Here is a 22,609-nt window from a genome sequence, read left to right as displayed (position 1 = left end):
GGTTGTAAATGTTCGTGACCGGCCCACGGCTGGTATGGCAGGTGGAGCGGCCTTCTATTGGCCGCTTATGACTTAGTCTGTAACAAACGGAAGTTTGACACTGGCATACTTCGGTTTATTCAATTGCTCTTTCAGTTTCTTGAAAGTTTCGTAAGGCCCTTTTGTAACAAACATGTTTACCAGCCATGCGGGGATGGAGCCGCCCGGGTCTGTTTCCAGCATGTATTCAAGGTGAACAAGGTCTTTCGCTTTTGGTGTGATGATCCACCGTCCGTATGATTTGCTTACGCGCACAATTCCTTTTTTCTCGGGCACAAGATCAGGTGCAACGGGGCCGGTGATCGTAACGACTTTGGTGGCAGGATCCTGTTTTGCTACGAGATGTGCTACGAAATCACGGTTACTGAATGGCCAGGGCAGACTTACTTCCGAATAATAATACAGTTCAGAAGGGGATACCTGCCTGACGAGTGAACAGAGTTTGGTACTGTATACCCATTCGGTTCCTGCATTCACATCGAACACGACGGCTGTTAATTTGGTGAGGGTAGTATTCAGTTCGCAACTCACTTTGATCGCTTTCAGGTTGGAGCCTTCCTGGGTTTTAGTGTATACTTTAACGTTCTGTTTGTCGAGTTTCAATTCCCAGTCTTTCTGCGCTATAGCCTGTACGGACAGGAACAGCAGCAATGTAAATCCTGTAATAGAATGTTTCATGCCTGTCTGATTCATATTATATACTTTTTATTCTGTGGGTTCTCTTCGCGGGATGGTGCAAAAACTCCTCCAATATCACTCTCCCCATGCCGTGATGACCAGTTTCCTTCTTCCGCCGCGGTTCCGGTGTTCACAGAGATAGATGCCCTGCCAGGTGCCGAGGTTCAGGCGCCCGTTGGTGACGGGGATCAGGACGGAGCTCCCCAGTAATGCTGCTTTGAGGTGTGCGGGCATGTCATCGGAGCCTTCGTCTGTGTGAATATAGCCGGGATCATTTTCAGGTACTGTCTTACTGAAGAACATTTCGAAGTCCTCTCTGACGGTTGGATCGGCGTTTTCATTAATGGTCAGGGAGGCCGATGTATGCAGTATAAAAACCTGGAGCATTCCTTTCCGCAATTGCCGCAATTCCGGGATGGCGTCTGTTACGGCACGTGTGATCAGGTGAAAACCGCGCGGATATTCGGGAAGGAGGAGCTGTTGCTGGATGAAGTGCAAGGGGAGAAAGTTTAAAGGTTTAAGAGTTTAAGTGTTTAATGTTGGTGAAGGATCGTTTGGACTTTAACAGATGTTTGAACAAAAAGTTTTCTGGTGGAAGAGCAATATAGTATCGCAAAGGACGCAAAGTAACCGCAAAGGACGCAAGGAAATACTTAGCGCCCTTTGCGGCTACTTTGCGTCCTCTGCGATATTGTTACGCCAGTAGGATATTCAGGAACTTCAAAACAGGGATAAAACAGTATCGCAAAGAACGCAAAGTAACCCCAAAGGACGCAAGGAAATGCTTAGCGCCCTTTGCGGCTACTTTGCGTCCTCTGCGATACTGTCCATCGTCCCTCGGAATACTTCCGCAATTCTCTCCCGCCGCTTCGCCGTTTTCTCTTTATTATTGCGCACAATTTCAACCTGATGGTCAATGGACAGAAAGTAGTGGTGGTGTTGCCGGCCTATAATGCGGCGAAAACGCTTGAGCAAACATATGTGGAAATAGATCGTTCGATCGTGGATGAGGTGATCCTGGTAGATGATGCGAGCCGCGATAATACGATCGAGGTGGCAAAACTGATCGGGATCACGCATATCGTCCGTCATGAAAAGAACAAGGGATATGGTGGCAATCAGAAGTCGTGTTATGCCAAAGCTCTTGAAGTGGGCGCAGACATAGTGATCATGCTGCATCCTGATTACCAGTACACGCCGGCATTGATCCAGCCGATGGCTGCTATTATAGCCAATAAGGTTTATCCGGTGGTCTTTGGTTCGAGGATCCTTGGGCGGGGAGCCCTGAAGGGCGGCATGCCATTATATAAGTATTTCTTCAACCGGTTCCTGACCGGTTCGCAAAATCTGCTGATGCGTCAGAAATTGTCGGAATACCATACGGGCTACAGGGCTTTCAGCCGTACCGTGCTGGAGTCGATCCCTTTCACGAATAATTCAGATGATTTCGTTTTTGACAATGAGATGATCGCCCAGATCTTTTATAAAGGATTTGAAGTGGCCGAGGTGACATGCCCTACCCGTTATTTTGACGAGGCTTCTTCGATCAACTTCAGCAGGAGCGTTAAGTATGGAATGGGCGTTTTGCGTGTGAGTTTCCAGTATGCCCTGCAGAAAGCGGGTCTTGGGAAGTTCAGGATCTTCAGGGGCATGTAGGGGAATGGGCGATGGTCGATCGTCGATCGTGGATCCGGTGTAGGAAAAGGCGGATCGGCAAGGTTGACTGTCGCAGCTGGAATACAGTGTAGCATTATAGCGGGTGTACAGAGAGGATGGAGATACATTGGATAGGTGTCCCGTAAACATCTCGTAAACATCAGGAGAACGTCAGGAAAACATCAGGTGAACATCAGCGAAACATCAGCGAAATTTCAGCGAAATATCAGGCAAACATCAGGGGAAAAACTTTACGTTCATCCTGATTGACTTTGCTGAAAGTTGAGCACCCGTGAATGATGATCCGCTGAACTGAACAGGGTTTACATACACAAAAATCATGCTAATGGAAGGCAGGCTCCGGGCCCCGGGAGGCTTGTCTTGAAGTGATATACTATTTTGCCTTCCGGCTGCCAGATCCCGGCAAATTAACTGCTGTGACCCAGGGGAAGGTTTCCCCGGACGCCAGATGATTGGCGGTAGTTAATGCTACGAGTGTATCTAAGGACTTATCCGGCGCGGACTGTCAGTTCGCTGCGCTGTTCCCAGTTTGTTATTTTTAAAGAAAGGCAGCGCAGAACGGTGCTCGTTCCCATGTACATGATCATCAGCGGAAAGATCCTGAACAGGCCGCGTTTTGTGGAATGGTCTATATCAAGCAAGGGAAGAAGGTAACCGAGGACCGGCATGCCGAAATAGACCAGCAGAACGGCGAAAAGCCAGTTGCGCGAATCCCTGTTCATCCGGAATGAAACTGCCAGATCCGCGATCAGCACCAATGCGAAAAAATAGAAGATATAGGCATAGAACCCTTCTTTGCTTAAGATCAGATGGGTATGCATGGCTTTGAATCTTTCCCATAAAGGGCGGAGATTGGCCAGATCTGTATTTAATAATCCCTGTACATCATAATTCACCGGAAGATACAGGTTGAAGTATAGTGTGATGGTGACCAGGTACAATATTACTGAAGGCGCTATCATCCAGCATCCGCTGATCATGATCCTTGAAAAGCTGTCTTTTTGCCGGAGGTGATATACCAGCAACAGGGGGCATGCAAGACCCGCGAGGATCAGTGTTTCGGAACGGATATAGGTCGCTATTCCCATCAGCACCCCCGCCAGCGCCATATAGCCGGGTTTTCTTTTTTTGAAGTATCCGATCAGGAAGTAGAATGAAAGGAAAAAGAATACAGCATTGCTGTAGTCGAACAATGCCATAAACGTATAGGCATACATTTCAGGTACTGCCACAAAGATGATCAGCAGGATGCCTGCAATGGAACGGTGCAGGTACCGTGTCAGGCCATGATACATGAACACCAGCAGGCAAATGAAAATGCTGCTCAGCCAGATCTGTCCGAACGGGAAACCTGCGTATTTGTAAATGATCTGCAAGGAGGTGATGAACGGCGGTTTGTACTGGTTGTTGGTTGATTCAAGGTTCACCGTAAACACTGAATTGATCATTGTTTTTTCACGCGTTGCATATTCTGCAATGACTTCCGCTCCGGAGGTGAGATCGCGTGGGGTGGGAGGCAGGTAGAAGCATCTCCATACGCTGATCGCCACGATAAAAAGGAGACAAAGCAGCACCGGCCATTCATACATGCGCAGTTTGGTATTGCCGCTGCGGATCCCCTGCATGAATTGCTGCCAGTTCTTTTTGATGTTCACATTCAGCCAAACGCAGGTGGCGAGCAATGAAAGGAAAATATTCAGCGAAGTAAGCGGAAGCTTTACCAGTTGCAGTAAGAACGGTATAAAAGAAAATATGGCAATCCCCATCAGAATGGATAAAGAAATATACAAGCCGGGTTTGATCTTCAAACGGAAGAATCCGAGTACGCCAAAGCCGGTAAAAAACTGCACAACGGTGAGAAGGATAACTGAAAGCAGGCTCATCATAATGTATAACCGAGTTTTTTGAATACGGTGATGCTATCCTGTAAGGCAGCTTTATTATTCCCCCTGGCGATCAGCAGTTGTCCGTCTCTCACGTGTATATACAGCTCCGCGTTGATGGCTTCTTTACTGACAGCCCAAACAGTTTTAATACCTGTAAAATAGTAGAAGACGGCCGGTTCCGGTACATGGTATTTCATGCCGGCATTGGTGAAGTAACTGCTGGGAGGCATCAGGAGCAATGCATGCTGCTGGCCATTCTTGCGCATGTTCTCCGCAATGCTTTTGCTGTAGGTGTAATCGTTTCCGAAGCGTTTACTTAGCCGGGACTCTTTGCTCATGGCTTTGATTTGCCCGGGAAGATCCCTTCCATAACCAAGAAGTTTTTCTGCCCATGTGCGATTGTGCGGCAGCAGGAAAAAGGCGGTGAGGAAAAGCAGTGTCGCTAAGGTCAGTATGAGGTGTTTTTTTAGCATTGGAATGCAAAGATAGAGAATGGACCGCGGACGACGGACGGCGGGTCGCAGATGGAAGACCTCAGGTGGCCGCTTATAGTTGGGAAATCAATGGTGAATGGAAACAGGTTTGAGCCAGCATGGGAAGAGTTTCCGGACACATTGTATCCTATAAGGTAAAAAAGCTGTGATGGTGTACGACGGTAAGGGCGGTCTATTGTCTACTGTCTATCCTAGAATGCTTCAGAAATATTCACCATGATCGCCCTGAAACCTTTGCTGAATCCATAGTCGATCGCGATGTTGGTTCCTGATACTTTGCTGGATTTGATGCGGAGGCCGGCACCTACTGCTGGGTGCCAGTCGCGGAGGAACGAGTTATTGCCGCTGACAGTGTTTGTATTTGCGAACACGGCAAACCCGAACAGGCCGTTTCTGGTAATATCCCTTCTGTATTCACCTTCGAAATATAAAAGCGTTTTTCCCCTGTATCTGTTCTGGTCGATTCCCCTTGCGGAACGGTTATAGGGATCCCAGCCGGTGCTGGGCAGGTCCAGGTAGGGTGCTCCATCATTGAGCACTTTCCAGAAGTAAGACCAGAAGGCGAGCGTATTTTGCTGTGATGGGCGACGCCGGTTAAGGGAGATGTATTTTCTTACGTCAACATAAACAGAATGCCAGGGCTCTTTATTACCGAGCATTTTAGGGTTTACGCGGTAAATGAAATTTGCATAGAAACCGGGCAGGGGATTGATCAGGTTGTGCCGGGTGTCATAGAAAGCCTGGAAGGTGAAGCCGGAAGATAATGAACTGCTGTTGGTGCCGAAATCATACCCGGTAAAGCTTTTAAGGTTGTAAACGGAATCACTGGTCCTGATATTGAACCGGTGATCCAGGTTGTAGCCAAATCCGGCATAGAAGTGTGGACGGATCTGCTTTAAAGCAGCCTGGTACATGCGGATATAGGTATAATCGACCATGATCTTACGGTCGTTATTGGTTGAACTGCCGGTTCCCCATGTATTTTGCGGGTAAACGAGGAAGCGGATATCCCCCTGTATATTCCAGGTATTATTGGGCAGCCAGATGCTGGACCGCAATGGGAGGCCGAAGCGGCCTTTGAAATTCCAGTAGGGGGCAAATGTTGCGTTTGACTTATTGGTGGTTCTCCTGGGGCCCAGATAGACGCCAGCGGTTGTGCTGGTGATCAGTGCGCGGCCCGTACCGCCGGGAGCATTACCAAATGGCAAAAGCGAGAAATCTATTTTGCGATCCCTTTTCTGCTGGATCTTTTTCGGGTTGATATTAAAAACATTCTTTGCTACGTCCACCAGGTCTGTCTGAACAGAAGTGTCTGTTATAGGTTTTGTCTGAGGAATCGTGTTCGAGGCCTTTTGAGCGCGCGTGAGTGCTGGTAGCAGGCATAGGAAAATGATCAGTCTCTTCATCCTCAGGTCTAGATTTTTAGGTGGCTGTATATTGATTTAAGGCAAAAAAAGAGCCACCATACATATGTTCTGTGTAAACATACGTTTCTTTGGCAAATAGCCAAATTGATGGTGTTTCAGTGCAGCGGAGGGGAGGTGATGGGGAAAAAAATGGACGTTCAGTATTATGGGGGAACGGCTGGCGTTGACCGGAAGACATTAATCCGTTATCTGTAAAGGGTTTTTCAGTACGATCGGCAATGTTAACTTAATAGGTGTTCTTTGGCGATCCGCCATTGGTCGTGACACGGTACTTGCTGAAGTAAAAGATATTGGATTAAACGGGTAAACATGATGAAGAGTTGATATAGGTATGTGGTTTTTTCGCAATGGAGATACCGGAAGCAGGGTATTCTGTATGAATTATCAAAGAATCGGATTATCTCCCGCGCCAGATATCAGGTGTACATAGTATATTTAATAGCTAACCAATATGGATCTACAAGTCTTTTCTTGAGACGATAACTTGTCAATGGATGAGGAATAACAAACTGCTACTGGGGATTGCGGGGGCATTGCTGATGCTTGTCTGTAGTTTTTTTCTGGCCTTTTATACTGTCAGGGATTTTTACATTTCACAAAGCGGCAAGCGTGTGCAGGGCATCGTTTTAAGTAATGAGGATGTTTGCAATAAATGGAATAAGTCTGTTCTTGTCAGATATGCTCAGAAACAGTTCAGCATCCGCCTTTATGGTCCTGATTGCCGCGAGACCGAATTTACTCCCAATCGTTCTGTTAATCTTCGTAGTAATGACGGATTTGTGGTCCTTGAGTCAAACAGGTATATTTTCCGCGTATGCTTTATGATCCTGATCTTCCTTCTTTCTTCCCTGGTAAATGTTCTGATGTTTAACCAGTATCGTTTCTGGAAACGTTCACAGCAGCAGGTGGTCGCCTGAGCTTGCTGAATGGTATGAATTTCGCAACTTCGGGTTGTGAATACAACTTCTTCTGCAGATATCATCATCGTGGGCGCCGGTGCAGCGGGCCTTATGGCCGCGATGGACTTATCCCGTCAATACAAAGTGCTGATCCTTGAAGCGCGTCCTGTTCCCGGAGGAAGGATCCGGACGTTTTACAATGCTGACATGCCCGGGCATATTGAGCAGGGAGCTGAGTTCGTACATGGCAATCTTCCGCTAACCTTATCGCTGCTCCGGCAGGCCGGGCTTCAGTATACCGCTGTTGAAGGTGGGATCTTCCATGTAAAAGACGGACAGTGGCAACAATCGGAAGAGATGATAGAAGGATGGGATGAGCTGATCGATAAGATGAAAAAGGAGGAAGCTGGTAGTACGATGCTGACATTCCTCCAAAAGCATTATGCCGCACCAGCGCATGCGGCATTACGCGGTTATATCACCCGCTTTGCGGAAGGATTTGATCTGGCGGATATCAATCGCGTCAGTGTCAGGTCCCTGCTGGATGAATGGCAGCATGAAATGGATGCTAATTTCAGGGTTGACCGTGGTTATATGTCGCTGATCCGTTTCATAGAAGCTGAATGCCTGAAACTTGGCTGTACCATACTTTATGATACACCGGTTAAACTTATTGAGTGGGCATCCGGCGGGGTAAAGGCGTATAAAGATCCCGGGACAATTTATGGCGCAAAGAAGATCCTGGTGACCATTCCGCTTGGCTTGCTGCAAAGCCGTGAAGCGGTTGATGCGATCAGGTTTGTGCCGGCCATTGATGCTTATCTTGATGCCGCACAGCGAATGGGATTTGGAAGTGTGATCAAGTTCGTATTCCGTTTCACCCGCGCATTCTGGCGCGATCATCATTCTTCGGCCGGTTTTATGATCAGCGAAGAAAAGGTTCCCACCTGGTGGACGCAGAACGGTGATGACAGTTTGCTGACTGGTTGGCTCGGCGGCCCGTCCGCGGATGAATGGATCAATGCTTCGGAAGAACAGTTGCTGTCGATGGCATTGCATTCCCTGTGCGGGATATTTCAGCTGACGTATGCGGAAATTCATTCCATGCTTACTGAATGGCATGTGTACAATTGGGCGCGTGATGAATGGGCGGATGGCGGTTACAGTTATACCACGCCGGATAGTGAGGAGGCTTTGAAGTTGTTCAGGCAGCCGCCGGGAGGTGTTGTATTTTTTGCGGGAGAGGCGTTCTATGAAGGAGATTCGCCGGGGACAGTAGAAGCCGCACTGGTGAGTGGAAGAGACATTGCCCGGGCGTTAAATGGATCGGCGTAGAAGCAACGCAAAGACGCCAGGCAACTGCAAAGAATGTAGAGATCGTCTTTGCGTTTACCTGGCGTTTTTATGTGTCCCTTTGTCAATCGGAAGGACAATCGCTCCGATCATTCTGATTCAAAAACTGCCACCGGAAATATATCCAGCAAGTCCACCACCTCATGTCTGGTTCCGCTGACCAGCTCGCCTGTAAAAATATTCTTCCAGCGTTGCGGAGCGCCCTCCGGCAGTTGGATCACCGCCGTAATCTCCGGCTCTGCGGCAATGGCAAGTGGCAGAACGATCAATGCCCACTTTGATTCATGATGTCTTAAGAACGCGATCATGTTCCGCTCATTTTGTTCGGGGTAAACGGGTATATACTCTCCTTGCGTAAAAAGGACCGGATGTTTTTTTCGTAACTCGAGGATCTCTTTTGTTACAAACATTTTTTGTGTACCTATCAGGTAGTGCTCATTTGCCCAGTCGAGCAATTCCTGTGGATCTTCCTGTTCTTTCTGATTCAGTTCGTTCAGTAGTCTTCTGCGCAATTCATAATCGACGGGGCGGCGGTTATCGGGATCAACGTAACTCAGGTCCCATAACTCACAACCCTGATAGATATCGGGTATGCCCGGCGCGGTTGTTTTCACGATCACCTGTACCATTGTATAAAGGTTTGCGTAGCGGATGATCGTTGCTACGAACGGCATCAGTGAAGGCAGGAAGGAATGCTCAGGATTTAACAGGTGATCTATGAAGCGGGAGCAGGCTTCTTCGTAGGCGATATTCGGATTGATATGATCGCTCATGAGTTTTCCTTCACGCAACGCTTTAGTAAAATATCTTTTTGTTCTTTCCCGGAATGTATCGGTGACCTCCAGATCTTCAGGAAAGCCGCCGACGATGGCCTGGTAGATAAAGTACTCATCATTGAGGATGGGAGCTTTGGTGCCGCTCACTTCTTCTTTGAATGCTTCGTTGATCTTCCGCCATTCTGTAACGAGTTTTTTCCACTCTTCCGGTACTTCGCTCAGGATATTGATCCGGATCCGGTTGTCCTCCCCGCGCTTTGTATCGTGCGTGGAAGTGCAATTGAATGATAGCGGGTTTTTTATCTGGCGCTGGATCATCTTGTCATGAAACGTTTTGATGTCTATTCCTAATACGCAGGGTTCATCGCCCACTTCATTGTGAGATATCAATGCATTATAGCGATAGAACGTGGTGTCTTCCACGCCTTTTGCCGCAAGCGGACCGGTGAATTGCATCAGGCGCTGTACAAAGAGCAACCTGTTGGCTGTTTTTAACGTGTCTTCATCCGGTTGGAACAGGTCGCGCAATACGCGGAGTTCATATTCAAGCGCGGGGTGTCTTTCGTGGGCAGTGGCAAATGCCGTGGTGATCAGTTCATGATCACGGTCAGAGACAGGAAGTGAGTCGATATAAGATCTGTAAACGGGGAATGCGGCCATAAATACTCCCAGTGCCATCTTAAGCCGCGTGATCTTGATCTCTTCATCTTCCACAAGGTTGAGCGAAAGCAGCATACGCAAGAGATTATCCCATTCTCCGTTAAGATAGCTTTCCAGGTTTGAAAGTTTATTTTCAAATACCATAGCGTCATAGTCGCTATACCCGGGAACCATTTCCTGGTAAAACTTCAGCAGGAGATCCGAGCCGCGGTTATCGGTGATCAGTTGATTGGTGTAGGATAGGAATTCATAGCCGCTTGTTCCCTGTATGTCGAATGAAGGGGGCAATTCTTCTTTTACATCCAGGATCTTTTCAACGATGATATAGCAGTCTTTTCCGAAAACGGAGCGCAGCTTATCGATATATGCGCGGGGATCTTTTAACCCGTCAATATGATCGATCCGCAATCCCTGGATATATCCTTTTTCGTAAAGACTTAGTATGAATCGATGATAGTCTTCAAATACCTGGTCGTCTTCGATGCGAAGGCAGATCAGGCCATTCACATTGAAGAACCGTCGGTAGTTGACCTGCGTATGCGATTCTATATGATGGCAAAAAACATAGTGCTGCGTTGAGATCACCTGTTGGAGTACAGCAAGATCTGCGTTGATGGAATCGATCTTATGGCGGATCTTTTCAAGTAATGCCGGTTCTTCGAGCTCCGCCAGGAGCGCAGCTTTCATCCTGGTCCAGTGTTCAACAGGCAGCCGGTTGTTGTTGATCAGGCCATTGATGGATGCATTGATATGGTTGCCGTCTTCATCAACACAGCCTGAAAGAATAAGGGGATAGGTTTCTATATTAACAGGATAATGGTTCTCATAATAGGAAATGAAAAAGCCTTCATCCCGGAATGTAAGTCTGATCTTTCCCTGCTGCAGGCATTCAGCTAGCGGTGCTTCGAGAAAGGGAACCATTAATTTATTCTGGTAGAATGGGTGCTCCCAGTCGATGTCAAAGTAGCTGGCATAAGAGGAATTGATCCCTCTTTCCAGTACATCTTTCAGCCAGACGTTATTTGTGTCAAACGCAAGGTGATTGGGAACGATGTCCTGGATCCAGCTCATGCCTTTGCTGCGGATCAGCGCGGAAAGCTGCTCCAGATCTTCCATCGATCCGAGTTCCGGGTTAATCACGGCGGGATTGATGCCATCATACCCATGTGAACTTCCTTTTGCAGGTTGCAGAATGGGTGAAGCGTAAATGCCTGTGATGCCAAGATCTTCGAGATAATCGAGAATGCCGGCGAGATGATTGAACGTAAATTGGGGATTGAATTGTATGCGATACGTGCTCGATGGTAGGATCATGCCAGTCTTTTTCCCGTATTTAGCCAATTAGCCTGCCATAATCAGCGGAGGCGCGATGAATGGAATGATTTTTCGTGATAAAGTGAAAAATATGCGTTTTCAATGTGACCAGTCCTTGCAATGGAGGAAGATGTTTGCTCATACTGGGAAAAGGATACACATAGAAAACTGCCCGCTGAACGATGCCGGGTGCCGGCTTTGCGAACCATATTTATAGTAACGAAAATGATCTGGATAAAAATTCTTATCGTGCTGCTAGGTTGTTCGTTTCCTGCTGTTTCGCAGCCGGGAGCGATAGAGCCCGTGGAAACAACGGGCTGGTGCCAGGTGGGTGATACGAAGATCGCCGTTAAGACCTATCGGTACGGATCTTCAGGAAAGCGGGTGATCGTCAACCTGCATCATAATGAAATCACCGCCATTGAGGCGGCGCACAAAGTGTTGTCACTCTCTGGCGGAATGCTTGTGCATATAGAGAATGGGAATGAACGGCTTATTTCATTCCGGCAGGAGGGCAGGCTGTTCAGGTTTGATCCGAACAGGATCTTTACAGAGGCAGGGATACGCAAAACTCTCGCTAAACTGAGTGGCCGGGTGACACCTGCAGCCATTCGGTCTGTGAGAAAGTTTGCGGCATTTATGAAATCGAAGTTAACATCATCGGCTTCGGTTGTGATCGCCGTTCATAATAACGAAGACGGTGATCTTTCAGTAGATAGTTATGATAAAAGCGGTGATCTCCGGCGGGAAGCATCACAGGTGTATGCAACGTCACAGCATGATGCGGATAATTTTTTTCTTACGACAGATGCTTCATTGTTCAGGAAGTTAAAAGCTGCGGGCTACAATGTGGTGTTGCAGCATTCAAAACGTGCGACAGACGATGGTTCGCTGAGTGTCTACTATGGATTGAAAAAGAAAAAGTATGTGAATGTTGAGGCGGAAACGGGCCAGTTTGAAATTCAGGAGGAGATGATCGGAGCGCTGGTAGAGATGATCGATGGCCGATGATCGATGGCCGATGGCCGAAATACAAAGGCTGAATACTAATAAATAAAAAGAAATCTTCCTGTATGGAGGGTCTCTTTTAGCAAGTACAGATTCTATAAGATACTATCAAAGCGCGAAGCTCGGCCATCGGCCATCGGTCATCGGCCATCGATAACCGCTAAGATGCTATCGAAGCGCGAAGCTCGGCCATCGGCCATCGGCCATCGGTCATCGGCCATCGTGCAACTGAACGAAGATCTCTTAACTAAACAACGTAATTCAGTTAACGAAATATCGTTAACCTGTTTTGCTTTTAGCGATATTTCGCTAAAGAAGTTTGATAATTCTGTCGTATCTGTCTGATTGTTATTTGGTTGTAAACGTGGCATAGCGGTTGCCTTCATCGGTTAACTCAAAACCGTTTTATGACATCTGCAACCATTACCTTCAACGGCATCTTTGGCGGCGCAACGTTAGGTGCGCCATCGGGAAGCACTTCATTCGAGATACACACGCTCGAATGGTTTTTTCAACACAATCGTAACCGGATGATCCGGTTGAAGACCTACGAGATCATTTGGATCAAGTCGGGACGCGGCCAGCTTACCGCAGACCATATGGATATCGAACTGACTGCCGGTAAGGTTTACCTGCTGAGACCTGGTCAGTTCCGTCATCTCCAGTCTACCCAATGGATAGAAGGATATTACCTGTCAATGGTTCCTGATTTCTTTCATCTTTCGGGTCCTGATTCCGTGATGCCCTTACATGCGGGCTGTCATGTTGTGGAAGGTGCAATGGTTCTGGATACGGATGATGAGATCCGGATGGAAGCCGAGGATATGCTTGTCAAGATGAGAAGGGAATTTACGCTTCATGGAAATTCGAGGTCGGGCATTCTGAAATGTTTGTTCAGGATCTTCATGCTGTATCTGTCACAAAAGATGGAACAGAAGCATTCGGCTGGTTCTACGGGGTCGGAGAAGGATCTGGTGAACAGATTCATGGATTCTCTGAAGAAGCATTTTGCTTCCCGGAAAATGGTGTCGGATTATGCACATGAATTTTGTGTAACGCCGGGTCATCTCAATCGCATTGTGAAAAAGATCTCCGGTTTTCCAGTAAGCCATCATATCCAACAGCAGATAGTGCTGGAGGCAAAGCGACTTGCGCGTTTTTCCGACAGGAGTATGAAAGAGATCGCCTATGCGCTGGGGTTTGAGGATCTTGCTCACTTCAGTAAGTTTTTTAAGAATAACTCAGGAATGAATTTTTCCAACTTTAAGAAGTTGTCGGCGGATGTTTAAGTTGAGGTATTCATGATAGCTCAACGTCATTGAAAGTGAGTTCCAGGAATGAGTGCCGGGCGTTTGTGATATCCTGCATCGTTTGCGGCGATATTGCCAGAACATGAAATCCCGGCTGACGGTGAACGGTCATTGTACAACATTAATTGTAATTTCTGATCTAATCCAATCGCGGAACCGGGATGACGATTATCTTTAAGCATTAAGTTGTTTCCGTTTTAATCGCATTATCCCAAAAACAAGCGCGCAGAGCAGCCGGTTAATCATCATTCCGAGGTATGAAAGAGAAGATCCTTATTGTGGAAGATCAGTTCATCGAGGCAAACAATGTGGAGATGATCCTTGTCCGGGCAGGGTATCAATCCTGCGGGATTGCGCGTTCGGTAGAGGCCGCACTACAACTGATAGAAGAAGACCGTCCGGAGATCGTGTTGCTGGACATATTTTTACAGGGGCCTTCCACGGGAATTGATCTTGCCCGCATTTTGCGGAAGATGAATATTGCATTTATTTATTTATCGGCTAACTCTGATAAGGATACGCTTGATGCGGCGAAAGCAACCCATCCATACGGATTTCTCGTAAAGCCGTTCAAAGAGAAAGACGTACTGGTCACTTTAGAGGTCGCGCGCTATTTGCACAATCACAGTCTTGAGTCAATTATCCGTAAGGAAGCGGGGGGCGTGCAGCCAGCCCCGCAAAAGCTTGCGGCGACTGTTTCTTCCGGTCAGAACTTTTTTGGTATTGTAGGAAACAGTCAGCGTTTACAAACCGTGCTGCATCACCTGAAACTTGTTGCGCCTTCTGACACATCTGTATTGATACTCGGTGAGAGCGGGACCGGGAAGGAAAAGATCGCTGAGCTGATCCATCGTTTTTCAGGGAGGGTTTCACAACCAATGGTAAAGATCAACTGTGCGGCCCTGCCGGCGACGCTTATCGAATCGGTGCTCTTTGGTCACGAGCGTGGTGCGTTTACCGGGGCAACAGAACGGCGCATCGGGAAGTTTGAACAGGCGGATAAGGGAACGATCTTCCTTGATGAGATCGGTGATATGCCTCCCGATCTGCAGGTGAAATTGTTAAGAGTATTACAGGAGCGGGAAATAGAACGCATCGGGGCCAGCAATACGGTTCGTATAGATGTCCGGATCATTGCAGCGACGAACAGGAATCTTGAAAAAGAAGTAGCCGAAGGCCGTTTCAGAATGGATCTATATTACCGGTTGCGGGTGTTCCCCCTAACGCTGCCGGCGTTGCGGGACCGCAAGGAAGATATTCATATCCTGGCGTATCATTTCATGGAAGTATACAGTAATAAAGCCGGAAGACCGGTCCGGTCAATCAGCCCAAAAGTCATGGACTCCTTTATGCGTTATGAGTGGCCCGGCAATATCCGGGAGCTTGAGCACACGATGGAAACGGCTGTATTACTTTGTGAGGGACAAACGATCAATCATGTGATCCTGCCCGGGTCGGCGGAGGATCAACAGGCTACCTATAAAGTAAAGACGATCGAAGAGAATGAACGTGAGCATATCAAAGCGGTGCTGGATCTTTGTAATGGCAAGATCTTCGGCAAAGGTGGTGCAGCGGAAATGCTTGGAATGAATGTGTCTACCCTTAACTCAAGGATCAAAAAACTTGGGATAGATAAATCAAAATACTGATCATTGTCCTGATCCTTTATCAACCGGCGCGTGCCGGTTTTTTTATACTTTCTGTTAGCCGGAAATATACAATACAGCAGTTGATCCTGACCTTGCCTGCAGTTTTCCTTTGGAATAGCTTTGTAAAGCATGTTCAGCATTGTTGTTGAACAGGTGAAATGGAATCAGTCAATGAGAACGATCGGGTCTGGGACAGTGGTGTTTATTACCGGTGCATTTATCAGTCATAGCTGCTGGGACAACTGGCTTTGTTATTTTGAAGAGAAGGGCTATACGGCTATCGCACCGCCATGGCCTGGCAAGAATGCAGATGCGGAAACATTGCGGGGGCACCAGCCGGATCCTGCGCTTGCGGCTGTTACGTTCAATGATGTGATCGGCCACTTCACCGCTGTTGTAAGCCAGTTGCCGGAGAAGCCGATCGTGATAGGACATTCTTTTGGTGGGTTGATCGCACAAATATTACTGAACAGGGGGCTTACTGCTGCTGCTATCGCTATTCATCCTGTTCCGCCGGCAGATACGATCATCCGGAAATTAAGATTCCTCTGTATGCATTTTAGTACGCTTGGTTACTGCCCGGCAACAGACAGAACATATCTGCTTTCGTTCCGGAAGTGGCAGAAGATATTTACAAATGGGATGACACTGGATGAACAGAAGGATGCTTATTATGAGCTGGTCATTCCTGAAACGAAACGGGTGATGCGCGGAGTGTTGACATCGGCGGTTGTGTTGGATTTTTCGATAGCGCATCGCCCATTATTATTGCTTGCGGGAAGACGGGATCAATATGTTTCTGCCTCACAGGTAAAAAAGAATTTCAAACGGTATAAAAATCTTTATTCGACAGTTGATCTTGTGTTGACGGACAGGAATCACTTTGCGCCCATGGCCTCCACCTGGATCGAGGATGCGGACCAGATACTGGCCTGGCTGGAACAACATTAGGAACGCGATTTCAAATAAGCATGTATTAACCATAGCCATTAACCGGGCCCGTTGAAAAACGGGCTTTCCTTTTTTGAGAATCCGTATGTGAGGCAGTGAGCCGCAGTCTATCTTCCCTAAAACACAATTGATACATTTTGGCCAATTTGTTTACAAAGGGTATTGTATTTTGTTTTATATACTACCGCTTATGCCACGCATTTTCCTGTTGCTCCTGCTGTTCCTGACTTCTTTGCAGGATGTTTTCTCTCAATCCGGTTTTTTTATGAGCGTTGAAACGGGATGGTCTGATGATCATTATAAAATGGATGATCCGGGAAAAACATTCCGTTCGCCGGAAGATGCAGGTTCCGGATACTTTGGTTTAACGGTTGGAAAAATGCTTCGCAGGCATTTGTATATTGAGTCCGGAATTTATACGCGCCAATACAGCGAACGCATTCAGCGTATTGACGCGGAAGGTTCATCCGGTGGCGCGGGAAGAAGGTTTGCACAAGTCCCGTTCCGTGTTGGTGGCAGATTTGAATTTCTGAAAAACAGAATAGCTATAAGGCCGTATGGAGGCTTGGTTATAAATGTTACGGGTAAATATGACCGGGGTGTTTCCTGGTCTGAATCTACGGATGAAAATGGAAACGTGACGATCCATTACGCTTATGAATATCGCTATCCTACCAACGTATTTTCATTAGCACAGGCCGGGATGACGGTCGAATGCCGTGTTGGGAAAAGAGTATACCTGGGCCTGTCTTCTTCCTATAACTGGGGTTTTGAAAAGATGATGATACAGGAGATCCTTTACCCGTTAAACGGAGGCGAACAAAAAGCATTATCCTGGAGTAAGGGAGATTTTAATTCTATTACGGGGAGTGTTTCTTTCAGGTTGGGGAGGTGACGGAGGTGAGGAATCTTTCAAACCTTCCTCACCTTCCAAACCGCCCTCAGGTCGTAAACGCCCCGCTCAAAGTCACTACCACACCGCGTCCATTTTCTGTGGCGGTCGTATGTTTGCATTGTCAAACAACAATAACCATTTAACTGAGAATTTATGTCAACCGCAACAAAGAACTTCATTACTGTAGAAACCGTTGTTAACGCTCCTGTAGCAAAAGTATGGGAGTCATGGAATGAACCGGAGCACATCAAGCAATGGTGTGCGGCATCTCCCGACTGGCATGCACCGGCAGCGGAGAATGATCTTCGCGAGGGCGGTAGTTTTTCCACAACGATGGCGGCGAAGGACGGAAGCTTCAGCTTCGATTTTGGAGGCGTCTATGATGTGGTAAAGCATCATTCACTGATCGAATATACAATGGGTGATGGACGTAAAACCGAGATCGTATTTACTCCGGATGGTGATACGACAAGAGTTGTTGAAACTTTCCAGGCAGAGACGGAGAATTCACTTGATATGCAACGCCAGGGCTGGCAGGCCATCCTTGATAATTTCAAAAAATACACTGAGTCGCTTGCTTAAGTGATACCTGCTTTTTTGAATGCTTTCAGCCGGACCGATCGGTCCTACTGAAAGCATTTTGTTTACAAGCATCCTCAAAACTGGTTTGGTATTTGTGCCGTACCTTCGCTATGAAATAAAGACGGGTGTTCTGATGGTTAGATTTTTTTTGATGAAGCTGTTGCTCGTATGTATGATCTTCTGCAATGTGGCGGAAACATCTGCTCAGTTCAATGACAGCACTCATTATCATCTCAAGTATGCGGCTACAGGGATCTTCAATAAGACCAATGACGGAAGATCTTATGTGTTCAATAATGGAGTTTCCTTTACGATCAACAGAAAGGCGGTTACGCTGAACAGTACCAATACCTGGATCTATGGGCGCCAGGGCGTAAATCTTACCAATAATGATTTTTCTTCGGGATTGAATTTCGATGTGCTGAAGAACACACAGAAGTTATATTATTGGGGACTTGCGACTTTTACTTCCAGTTACTCTCTGAAGATCAACTACCAGGCGCAGGCAGGTGTGGGACTTGGCTATAATATCTTCAATAAAAAAGATCTTGAACTGGTTGTTAGTGACGGGGTCCTGTATGAAACGAATGATCTCGAATTGCCGAACCAGGGGAAAGACGTCTACCAGACATTCCGTAATTCATTTCGTGTTAAATATCATATTGTAGTGAAGGACCTGATCGTGCTCGATGGAGGACATTTCTGGCAGCCTTCGCTTTCCAGGTTTGATGACTATATCATTCGTTCAACGAACAGCCTGACATTGAAATTGAGGAAGTGGCTGGGTATTACGACAGCGGTAAACTACAACAGGTTTTCACGGACGGGCCGGGATAACCTGCTGATCAATTTTGGGTTGACTGCTGAAACTTATTTTTAGCGGATCTCTGTTAACGCTTTTTTCAATGCCTGAGCTGCATTCTTCACAGCTTCCTGCCAGTGCTCAGCAGCTTTTCCATCGGCTCCGTCGGAAATATACTTCAGGCAAAGCAAGGGAATGTTTTCCCGGTGTGCAATCCAGGCTATGGTAAATGCTTCCATGTCGATCACATCATATTCCGTTACGCGATGATCAATTTCGAAACTGTCGCCACTGCCGCAGATGCCTGCAGGGAGATGGGGGAGCTGGTAACCATGTTCAAGGATCACGGGATCATCAGAGAAAGGTGTCTGGTATTTTTCAAACCCGAGTGCTGTTACATCCATATCCCGCTGAATGAAGCGGGTGCAACAGATCACGTCTCCACGCTGAAAGGTATTACTGCCTGCAGATCCGAGATTGATGATGAGCGAAGGTCTTTTCTTTTCAATCCGTTTAATGAGATTATAGGAAGTATGAAGTTTTCCCACGCCGGTAAACAATGTATCTGCATGAGAGAACTCTGTTGAAGCCTCCATTTCCAGGGCGAAAACGTAGAGAGGATCCTGCTCTAACAGGGCTGCGGGAAATTGTCGGTCGTTATTCAAAGTTTAGTTTTTGCAAATATACTTCATGTTAAAACAACAAAGCGGCCCGGGATCTTGTCCCGGGCCGCTTCAAATTAGATTTAGAGATGGTCAATTACGCATTGGAAATCCTATGCCCAGTCTGATACCAACGGAATTCATATTATCGATATCGCCTTTGTTGTAACGTACGTAGTTGTAATAGGCGCCAACATTAATTCCTGTTTCAGATTCTTTACCGAAAGGAATAAACACCCCAAGCTCCGGTCTTGCTGATAATGCAAACCGGCTGGTGTTGTCATTTGTGTATTCTCCCAGAAATTGCCTGTTGAGCACAAGATTACCGCCGATACCTGCTAATGCATATGGACGGATAGCTCCTTCGGTCATGAAATTATAACGCGCTGTAGCCAGTAACGGGATCTGTTGTACGGAATTCGAGATCACTGCGGATACATCGCTTCCATCAGAAAGCTTATAGACCTGTCTGGGATATTTTTCATAAAAGTCCTGGTAGCCTGTTGTGAAGCCAACGGATACTTTATCGCTTATTCCATACAGTAAATTGATGTCGACTCCACGGAATGATGTTTTCGAAACAACGTTTTCCTTGAAACTACCAAGTGGCATGGCAGCGGAATAGCTGGCAGTTCCCCTGAACTCACCTTTTTGAGCATAGCTTCCGGCGACGGTGAGCAGGAGTGCGGACAGCATGATTATTTTATATGATCGCATGATTGATAAAATTAAATTAGTTGCGTGTTAAATAAGGAGACTGATCGAACAGTGCCTGTACGCTGGAATTGATATTTCCCTGTACAAATGTTCCTGAGCCGCGGATCAGACCATTCCAGACAAAGCGGAGATTATTATTGGCTGCGGCGTTTTTCACATCAAACATATCGATCGATACAGCTCCGTCTGTGACGGTATAGGTGCCAATGATGCCGGGAAAATAATACCCATACCCAGGATATCCCCAGTAAAATGGATCCCAGTAGCCGCCAAATCCGCCCCAGTAATCAGGGTAGCTGATCACGCCGGAGTAATCGTTGTACACGCGGTTGATGGTGATACCGATGTCAGGTGTAGTGCCGGCCTGCACGCGGGTATATCCCTTCTGGGTAAGCTGGTTTGCGACAGCTTCGATCAATTGAGCGTCATATGCGGTGCGGGCATATTCCTGAAGTTGGTTATTACTTATAACGGCCACAGAATCAGTGATCCTGAAAGTGCCGTAGGAAGAAAATGAAACGCTGTCATTCCGGTTAGTGATATACAGACGGGCTTCATCGGAGGATAGATTGTCGAGAGGCTCTTTCGCACAACCGGTCATGATCAGTAGCATCACTGCGATGCCGGGCAATAGTCTTTTCATTGCTTGATTGTTTTATACATAAAACAATCCAAACACAATGCCCGTTTATGTAAGGGAAATACTAAATCGGAATAATGAATTGTAAATGGGGGTGATGTGTTTTTGTTTATTCCGGGGATTAGAATACGATTAAAATCCAATGACGTTTAGGTAAGCATTTCCGGGGAAATTCATCCGATGGACGAGGGGCGATGAAGCGTCGGGATTGAATCTATTGCTGCCAGCCGATACAGGTTATTGTGCGGCCGTTGTCCGAAAATACATTTACCTACTTGTGTGAATAGCCTATACCAACTAGCAGCAATCGCTTCCATCCAAATGCGGCCATCGGCCATCGGTCATCGGTCATCGGCCATCGAGCTATTGCAGGATGATCTCTTGACTAACCGACATTGAATTTAAATGATCCTTCCCTTCACCCGTTCCATCAGGATCGCCTTATAATTCTCACCGATCAGGATCTCTGCGCTTACATTTTTTAATAAGATCCTGTTCCCTTCAATGCCTGAGATCCTGTCTACAGCGATGATAAATGATTTGTGCACGCGCATGAACTGCCGTTCAGGCAGGCGTTCTTCCATTTCTTTCATGCTTGTATTAACGAGGGTTTTTTTTCCGGCGCAGGAGATGCCTACATAGTTTTTCATTCCTTCTATATAGTCGATATCGGCAAGGTTGATCTTCAGCAGCTTTCCTTTGAGTTCCGTTTTGACAAAAATATAATCTTCTTCCTCTTCTTCTTTTGGCTTGTCGGCTATGGTTTCATTCAGGCTTTTAGCGGCTTTTTGTACGGCGGCTAAGAAGCGGGGGAGTCTTACGGGTTTGAGGAGATAATCCACGACATCGAGTTCGTATCCTTCAAGGGCGAATTCGCTGTATGCTGTTGTGAGTATTACACGTGTTTTGCCTCCAAGAGCCTTAATAAAATCGATCCCGGAGATCTCCGGCATTTGTATATCGAGAAACACCAGATCCACAGGCTGGGTGGCAATGACCTGTAATGCTTCAATAGGATTGGTGGTCGCCGCCACCAGGTTCAGCATCGGTACCTGTTGTGTATAATGTTGCAGGATGTCTATGGCATGCTGCTCGTCATCTACAATAATACAATTGATCATAATTGATAAATGCTTAGCCGTGTTGTGTAAAAATCCTGTTCATCCTGGATGTCCAGCACATAATTATTGTTGTAGGCAAGTTCCAGCCTTTTCTTGATATTGTCCAGTCCGATGCCGGTGGAGATCTCTTTCGGTCCTGTCTTCTTTTTGTTGCGCGCGTAAAAGTGAAGGCTTCCGTTATTTAATTCCAGGGCGAACCGTACGGGGTGTTCATTGCTTTTTATATCTCCGTGTTTGAATGCGTTCTCAACAATGGTGATCAATACAAACGGAATGATACGGGCTCCGTTGATCACGCCTTTGACTTCGAGGTCTACTTTCAGATTATTGCTGAACCGAAGCTGGTTAATGCGGATCACATTGCGTACGTGTTCGATCTCGTCCTTTAACAAAGCCTTTCCATCTTTCGGAAGGTTATCTGTCAATGCATACCGCATGATCTCACTGAGCGTTAAGATCCCTTCTGATAATTCAGCTGAGTAAGGGATGGATTTTGCATACAGGTAGTTCAGCGTATTGTGCAGAAAGTGAGGATTGATCTGTGCCTTCAGGAAGTTCAGGTTGGCGTGTGCTTTTTCTATTTCCAGTTCTGTTTTTTGTTTTTCCAGTATAGCCCTTTGCTTCTTTTCATCCAGCAAATAAACTATATAAGTGATAAAGAATGTAACGGCGGAGAACAGTACGAAACTGATCACATACGACAGAATGATCACCCGCGGTGTCAGTTTTTGTTTCATGGCTTCTTCAAAACCGTTGGAGAGCAGATCACTTAGGGTCAGGTAAGCCGTATATGATAGTGCCATTATGCTGAGGGTGCCTGCAAAGTGCAGGAAGCGTTTCCGCAGAACGAGCAGCACGTAAAGCCTGTTCATCGAGTAATAAAGGTAGAAGGTGTGGAAGGCAATGCCCAACACTGTTATGATCACGTAATTCTTGCGAAGGTAGAATGGCTTGATGTCTGTTTTACCGATCTTACTGGATACAAAAATAGTAATGATGAAAAAAACTAAATATATTCCGAGGTTTATCAGGAGCAGCTTATATAGTTTGAAACGGGATGTTTGCATAA

Annotated in this window: 21 protein-coding genes; 10 read left to right on the top strand and 11 right to left on the bottom strand. The window is 46.7% G+C overall.

Going from position 1 to position 22,609, the window contains the following annotated elements:
* Positions 1-72: 72 nt before the first annotated feature.
* Together LZZ85_RS14545 and LZZ85_RS14540 are read right to left on the bottom strand one after the other, a co-directional pair.
* The gene (locus LZZ85_RS14545) at positions 73-717 is read right to left on the bottom strand and encodes an START domain-containing protein (RefSeq protein WP_237873367.1); all 645 of its coding nucleotides are present in this window, start codon (positions 715-717) and stop codon (positions 73-75) included.
* Positions 718-792: 75 nt separating this feature from the next.
* Positions 793-1,215: a secondary thiamine-phosphate synthase enzyme YjbQ gene (locus LZZ85_RS14540; protein ID WP_237873364.1), complete on the bottom strand. Its 423-nt coding sequence runs from the start codon at positions 1,213-1,215 to the stop codon at positions 793-795.
* Positions 1,216-1,626: 411 nt separating this feature from the next.
* Between LZZ85_RS14540 and LZZ85_RS14535 the strand changes: the two genes are divergently transcribed.
* The gene (locus LZZ85_RS14535) at positions 1,627-2,373 is read left to right on the top strand and encodes a glycosyltransferase family 2 protein (protein ID WP_237873362.1); all 747 of its coding nucleotides are present in this window, start codon (positions 1,627-1,629) and stop codon (positions 2,371-2,373) included.
* Positions 2,374-2,882: 509 nt separating this feature from the next.
* On the opposite strand, the gene LZZ85_RS14530 is transcribed toward LZZ85_RS14535, so the two are convergent.
* The 3 genes from LZZ85_RS14530 to LZZ85_RS14520 all read right to left on the bottom strand — a co-directional run bounded on the left by LZZ85_RS14530 (position 2,883) and on the right by LZZ85_RS14520 (position 6,180).
* Positions 2,883-4,280 (bottom strand): ArnT family glycosyltransferase, encoded by a 1,398-nt coding sequence (locus tag LZZ85_RS14530; RefSeq protein ID WP_237873361.1) that lies wholly within the window; start codon positions 4,278-4,280, stop codon positions 2,883-2,885.
* Positions 4,277-4,753 (bottom strand): hypothetical protein, encoded by a 477-nt coding sequence (locus LZZ85_RS14525; protein WP_237873360.1) that lies wholly within the window; start codon positions 4,751-4,753, stop codon positions 4,277-4,279. Before LZZ85_RS14525 ends, LZZ85_RS14530 begins: the two co-directional genes overlap by 4 nt.
* A gap of 212 nt (positions 4,754-4,965) precedes the next feature.
* On the bottom strand, positions 4,966-6,180 hold the full coding sequence (locus LZZ85_RS14520) for a BamA/TamA family outer membrane protein (protein WP_237873358.1): 1,215 nt from the start codon (positions 6,178-6,180) through the stop codon (positions 4,966-4,968).
* 515 nt (positions 6,181-6,695) lie between these two features.
* Here LZZ85_RS14520 and LZZ85_RS14515 point away from each other — a divergent pair.
* On the top strand, positions 6,696-7,118 hold the full coding sequence (locus LZZ85_RS14515; RefSeq protein ID WP_237873356.1) for a hypothetical protein: 423 nt from the start codon (positions 6,696-6,698) through the stop codon (positions 7,116-7,118).
* Between the two features lie 36 nt (positions 7,119-7,154).
* The gene (locus tag LZZ85_RS14510; RefSeq protein WP_237873350.1) at positions 7,155-8,435 is read left to right on the top strand and encodes a flavin monoamine oxidase family protein; all 1,281 of its coding nucleotides are present in this window, start codon (positions 7,155-7,157) and stop codon (positions 8,433-8,435) included.
* 107 nt (positions 8,436-8,542) lie between these two features.
* On the opposite strand, the gene treY is transcribed toward LZZ85_RS14510, so the two are convergent.
* Entirely contained in the window at positions 8,543-11,203 is a 2,661-nt protein-coding gene (gene treY / locus LZZ85_RS14505) for a malto-oligosyltrehalose synthase (RefSeq protein WP_237873348.1), read from the bottom strand.
* Between the two features lie 225 nt (positions 11,204-11,428).
* Between treY and LZZ85_RS14500 the strand changes: the two genes are divergently transcribed.
* The 7 genes from LZZ85_RS14500 (at position 11,429) to LZZ85_RS14470 (ending at position 18,478) form a co-directional block, all read left to right on the top strand.
* Entirely contained in the window at positions 11,429-12,214 is a 786-nt protein-coding gene (locus LZZ85_RS14500; RefSeq protein WP_237873343.1) for a hypothetical protein, read from the top strand.
* 404 nt (positions 12,215-12,618) lie between these two features.
* Positions 12,619-13,500, top strand: coding sequence for an AraC family transcriptional regulator (locus LZZ85_RS14495; protein WP_237873341.1), 882 nt, complete (start codon positions 12,619-12,621; stop codon positions 13,498-13,500).
* Between the two features lie 278 nt (positions 13,501-13,778).
* Positions 13,779-15,170: a sigma-54-dependent transcriptional regulator gene (locus LZZ85_RS14490; RefSeq protein WP_237873340.1), complete on the top strand. Its 1,392-nt coding sequence runs from the start codon at positions 13,779-13,781 to the stop codon at positions 15,168-15,170.
* A 129-nt stretch (positions 15,171-15,299) separates the two neighbouring features.
* On the top strand, positions 15,300-16,121 hold the full coding sequence (locus tag LZZ85_RS14485) for an alpha/beta hydrolase (RefSeq protein ID WP_237873338.1): 822 nt from the start codon (positions 15,300-15,302) through the stop codon (positions 16,119-16,121).
* Positions 16,122-16,311: 190 nt separating this feature from the next.
* Positions 16,312-17,016, top strand: a complete 705-nt coding sequence (locus tag LZZ85_RS14480; RefSeq protein WP_237873336.1) for a hypothetical protein — start codon at positions 16,312-16,314, stop codon at positions 17,014-17,016.
* A 153-nt stretch (positions 17,017-17,169) separates the two neighbouring features.
* Complete coding sequence (locus LZZ85_RS14475) at positions 17,170-17,598, top strand: SRPBCC family protein (protein WP_237873335.1); 429 nt, start codon at positions 17,170-17,172, stop codon at positions 17,596-17,598.
* A 151-nt stretch (positions 17,599-17,749) separates the two neighbouring features.
* Positions 17,750-18,478: a DUF481 domain-containing protein gene (locus LZZ85_RS14470; RefSeq protein ID WP_237873333.1), complete on the top strand. Its 729-nt coding sequence runs from the start codon at positions 17,750-17,752 to the stop codon at positions 18,476-18,478.
* Here LZZ85_RS14470 and LZZ85_RS14465 read toward each other — a convergent pair.
* The 5 genes from LZZ85_RS14465 to LZZ85_RS14445 form a co-directional block, all read right to left on the bottom strand.
* A complete protein-coding gene (locus tag LZZ85_RS14465; RefSeq protein WP_237873331.1) occupies positions 18,475-19,065 on the bottom strand; it encodes a 5'-methylthioadenosine/S-adenosylhomocysteine nucleosidase family protein in 591 nt (196 codons plus the stop codon). The genes LZZ85_RS14470 and LZZ85_RS14465 overlap by 4 nt on opposite strands.
* A 90-nt stretch (positions 19,066-19,155) precedes the next feature.
* Complete coding sequence (locus tag LZZ85_RS14460) at positions 19,156-19,779, bottom strand: outer membrane beta-barrel protein (protein WP_237873328.1); 624 nt, start codon at positions 19,777-19,779, stop codon at positions 19,156-19,158.
* A 16-nt stretch (positions 19,780-19,795) separates the two neighbouring features.
* Positions 19,796-20,422: a DUF4136 domain-containing protein gene (locus LZZ85_RS14455; RefSeq protein WP_237873326.1), complete on the bottom strand. Its 627-nt coding sequence runs from the start codon at positions 20,420-20,422 to the stop codon at positions 19,796-19,798.
* 398 nt (positions 20,423-20,820) lie between these two features.
* Positions 20,821-21,540, bottom strand: coding sequence for a LytR/AlgR family response regulator transcription factor (locus LZZ85_RS14450; protein ID WP_237873324.1), 720 nt, complete (start codon positions 21,538-21,540; stop codon positions 20,821-20,823).
* Positions 21,537-22,607, bottom strand: a complete 1,071-nt coding sequence (locus LZZ85_RS14445; RefSeq protein WP_237873318.1) for a sensor histidine kinase — start codon at positions 22,605-22,607, stop codon at positions 21,537-21,539. Before LZZ85_RS14445 ends, LZZ85_RS14450 begins: the two co-directional genes overlap by 4 nt.
* Positions 22,608-22,609: the final 2 nt, after the last annotated feature.

The sequence above is a fragment of the Terrimonas ginsenosidimutans genome, assembly GCF_022012415.1.
GTDB lineage: Bacteria > Bacteroidota > Bacteroidia > Chitinophagales > Chitinophagaceae > Terrimonas_A > Terrimonas_A ginsenosidimutans.
The sequence above is the reverse complement of the archived record's forward strand: the minus strand, read 5'-3'. Positions and strand labels throughout refer to the sequence as shown.

Coding starts and splice junctions, on each gene's coding strand:
- LZZ85_RS14455 (WP_237873326.1), bottom strand. CDS start 20,422: ATGAAAAGACTATTGCCCGGCATCGCAGTGATGCTACTGATCATGACC.
- LZZ85_RS14490 (WP_237873340.1), top strand. CDS start 13,779: ATGAAAGAGAAGATCCTTATTGTGGAAGATCAGTTCATCGAGGCAAAC.
- LZZ85_RS14450 (WP_237873324.1), bottom strand. CDS start 21,540: ATGATCAATTGTATTATTGTAGATGACGAGCAGCATGCCATAGACATC.
- LZZ85_RS14480 (WP_237873336.1), top strand. CDS start 16,312: ATGCCACGCATTTTCCTGTTGCTCCTGCTGTTCCTGACTTCTTTGCAG.
- LZZ85_RS14515 (WP_237873356.1), top strand. CDS start 6,696: ATGAGGAATAACAAACTGCTACTGGGGATTGCGGGGGCATTGCTGATG.
- treY (WP_237873348.1), bottom strand. CDS start 11,203: ATGATCCTACCATCGAGCACGTATCGCATACAATTCAATCCCCAATTT.
- LZZ85_RS14475 (WP_237873335.1), top strand. CDS start 17,170: ATGTCAACCGCAACAAAGAACTTCATTACTGTAGAAACCGTTGTTAAC.
- LZZ85_RS14545 (WP_237873367.1), bottom strand. CDS start 717: ATGAAACATTCTATTACAGGATTTACATTGCTGCTGTTCCTGTCCGTA.
- LZZ85_RS14520 (WP_237873358.1), bottom strand. CDS start 6,180: ATGAAGAGACTGATCATTTTCCTATGCCTGCTACCAGCACTCACGCGC.
- LZZ85_RS14445 (WP_237873318.1), bottom strand. CDS start 22,607: ATGCAAACATCCCGTTTCAAACTATATAAGCTGCTCCTGATAAACCTC.
- LZZ85_RS14485 (WP_237873338.1), top strand. CDS start 15,300: ATGTTCAGCATTGTTGTTGAACAGGTGAAATGGAATCAGTCAATGAGA.
- LZZ85_RS14495 (WP_237873341.1), top strand. CDS start 12,619: ATGACATCTGCAACCATTACCTTCAACGGCATCTTTGGCGGCGCAACG.
- LZZ85_RS14460 (WP_237873328.1), bottom strand. CDS start 19,779: ATGCGATCATATAAAATAATCATGCTGTCCGCACTCCTGCTCACCGTC.
- LZZ85_RS14500 (WP_237873343.1), top strand. CDS start 11,429: ATGATCTGGATAAAAATTCTTATCGTGCTGCTAGGTTGTTCGTTTCCT.
- LZZ85_RS14530 (WP_237873361.1), bottom strand. CDS start 4,280: ATGATGAGCCTGCTTTCAGTTATCCTTCTCACCGTTGTGCAGTTTTTT.
- LZZ85_RS14470 (WP_237873333.1), top strand. CDS start 17,750: ATGAAGCTGTTGCTCGTATGTATGATCTTCTGCAATGTGGCGGAAACA.
- LZZ85_RS14535 (WP_237873362.1), top strand. CDS start 1,627: ATGGTCAATGGACAGAAAGTAGTGGTGGTGTTGCCGGCCTATAATGCG.
- LZZ85_RS14525 (WP_237873360.1), bottom strand. CDS start 4,753: ATGCTAAAAAAACACCTCATACTGACCTTAGCGACACTGCTTTTCCTC.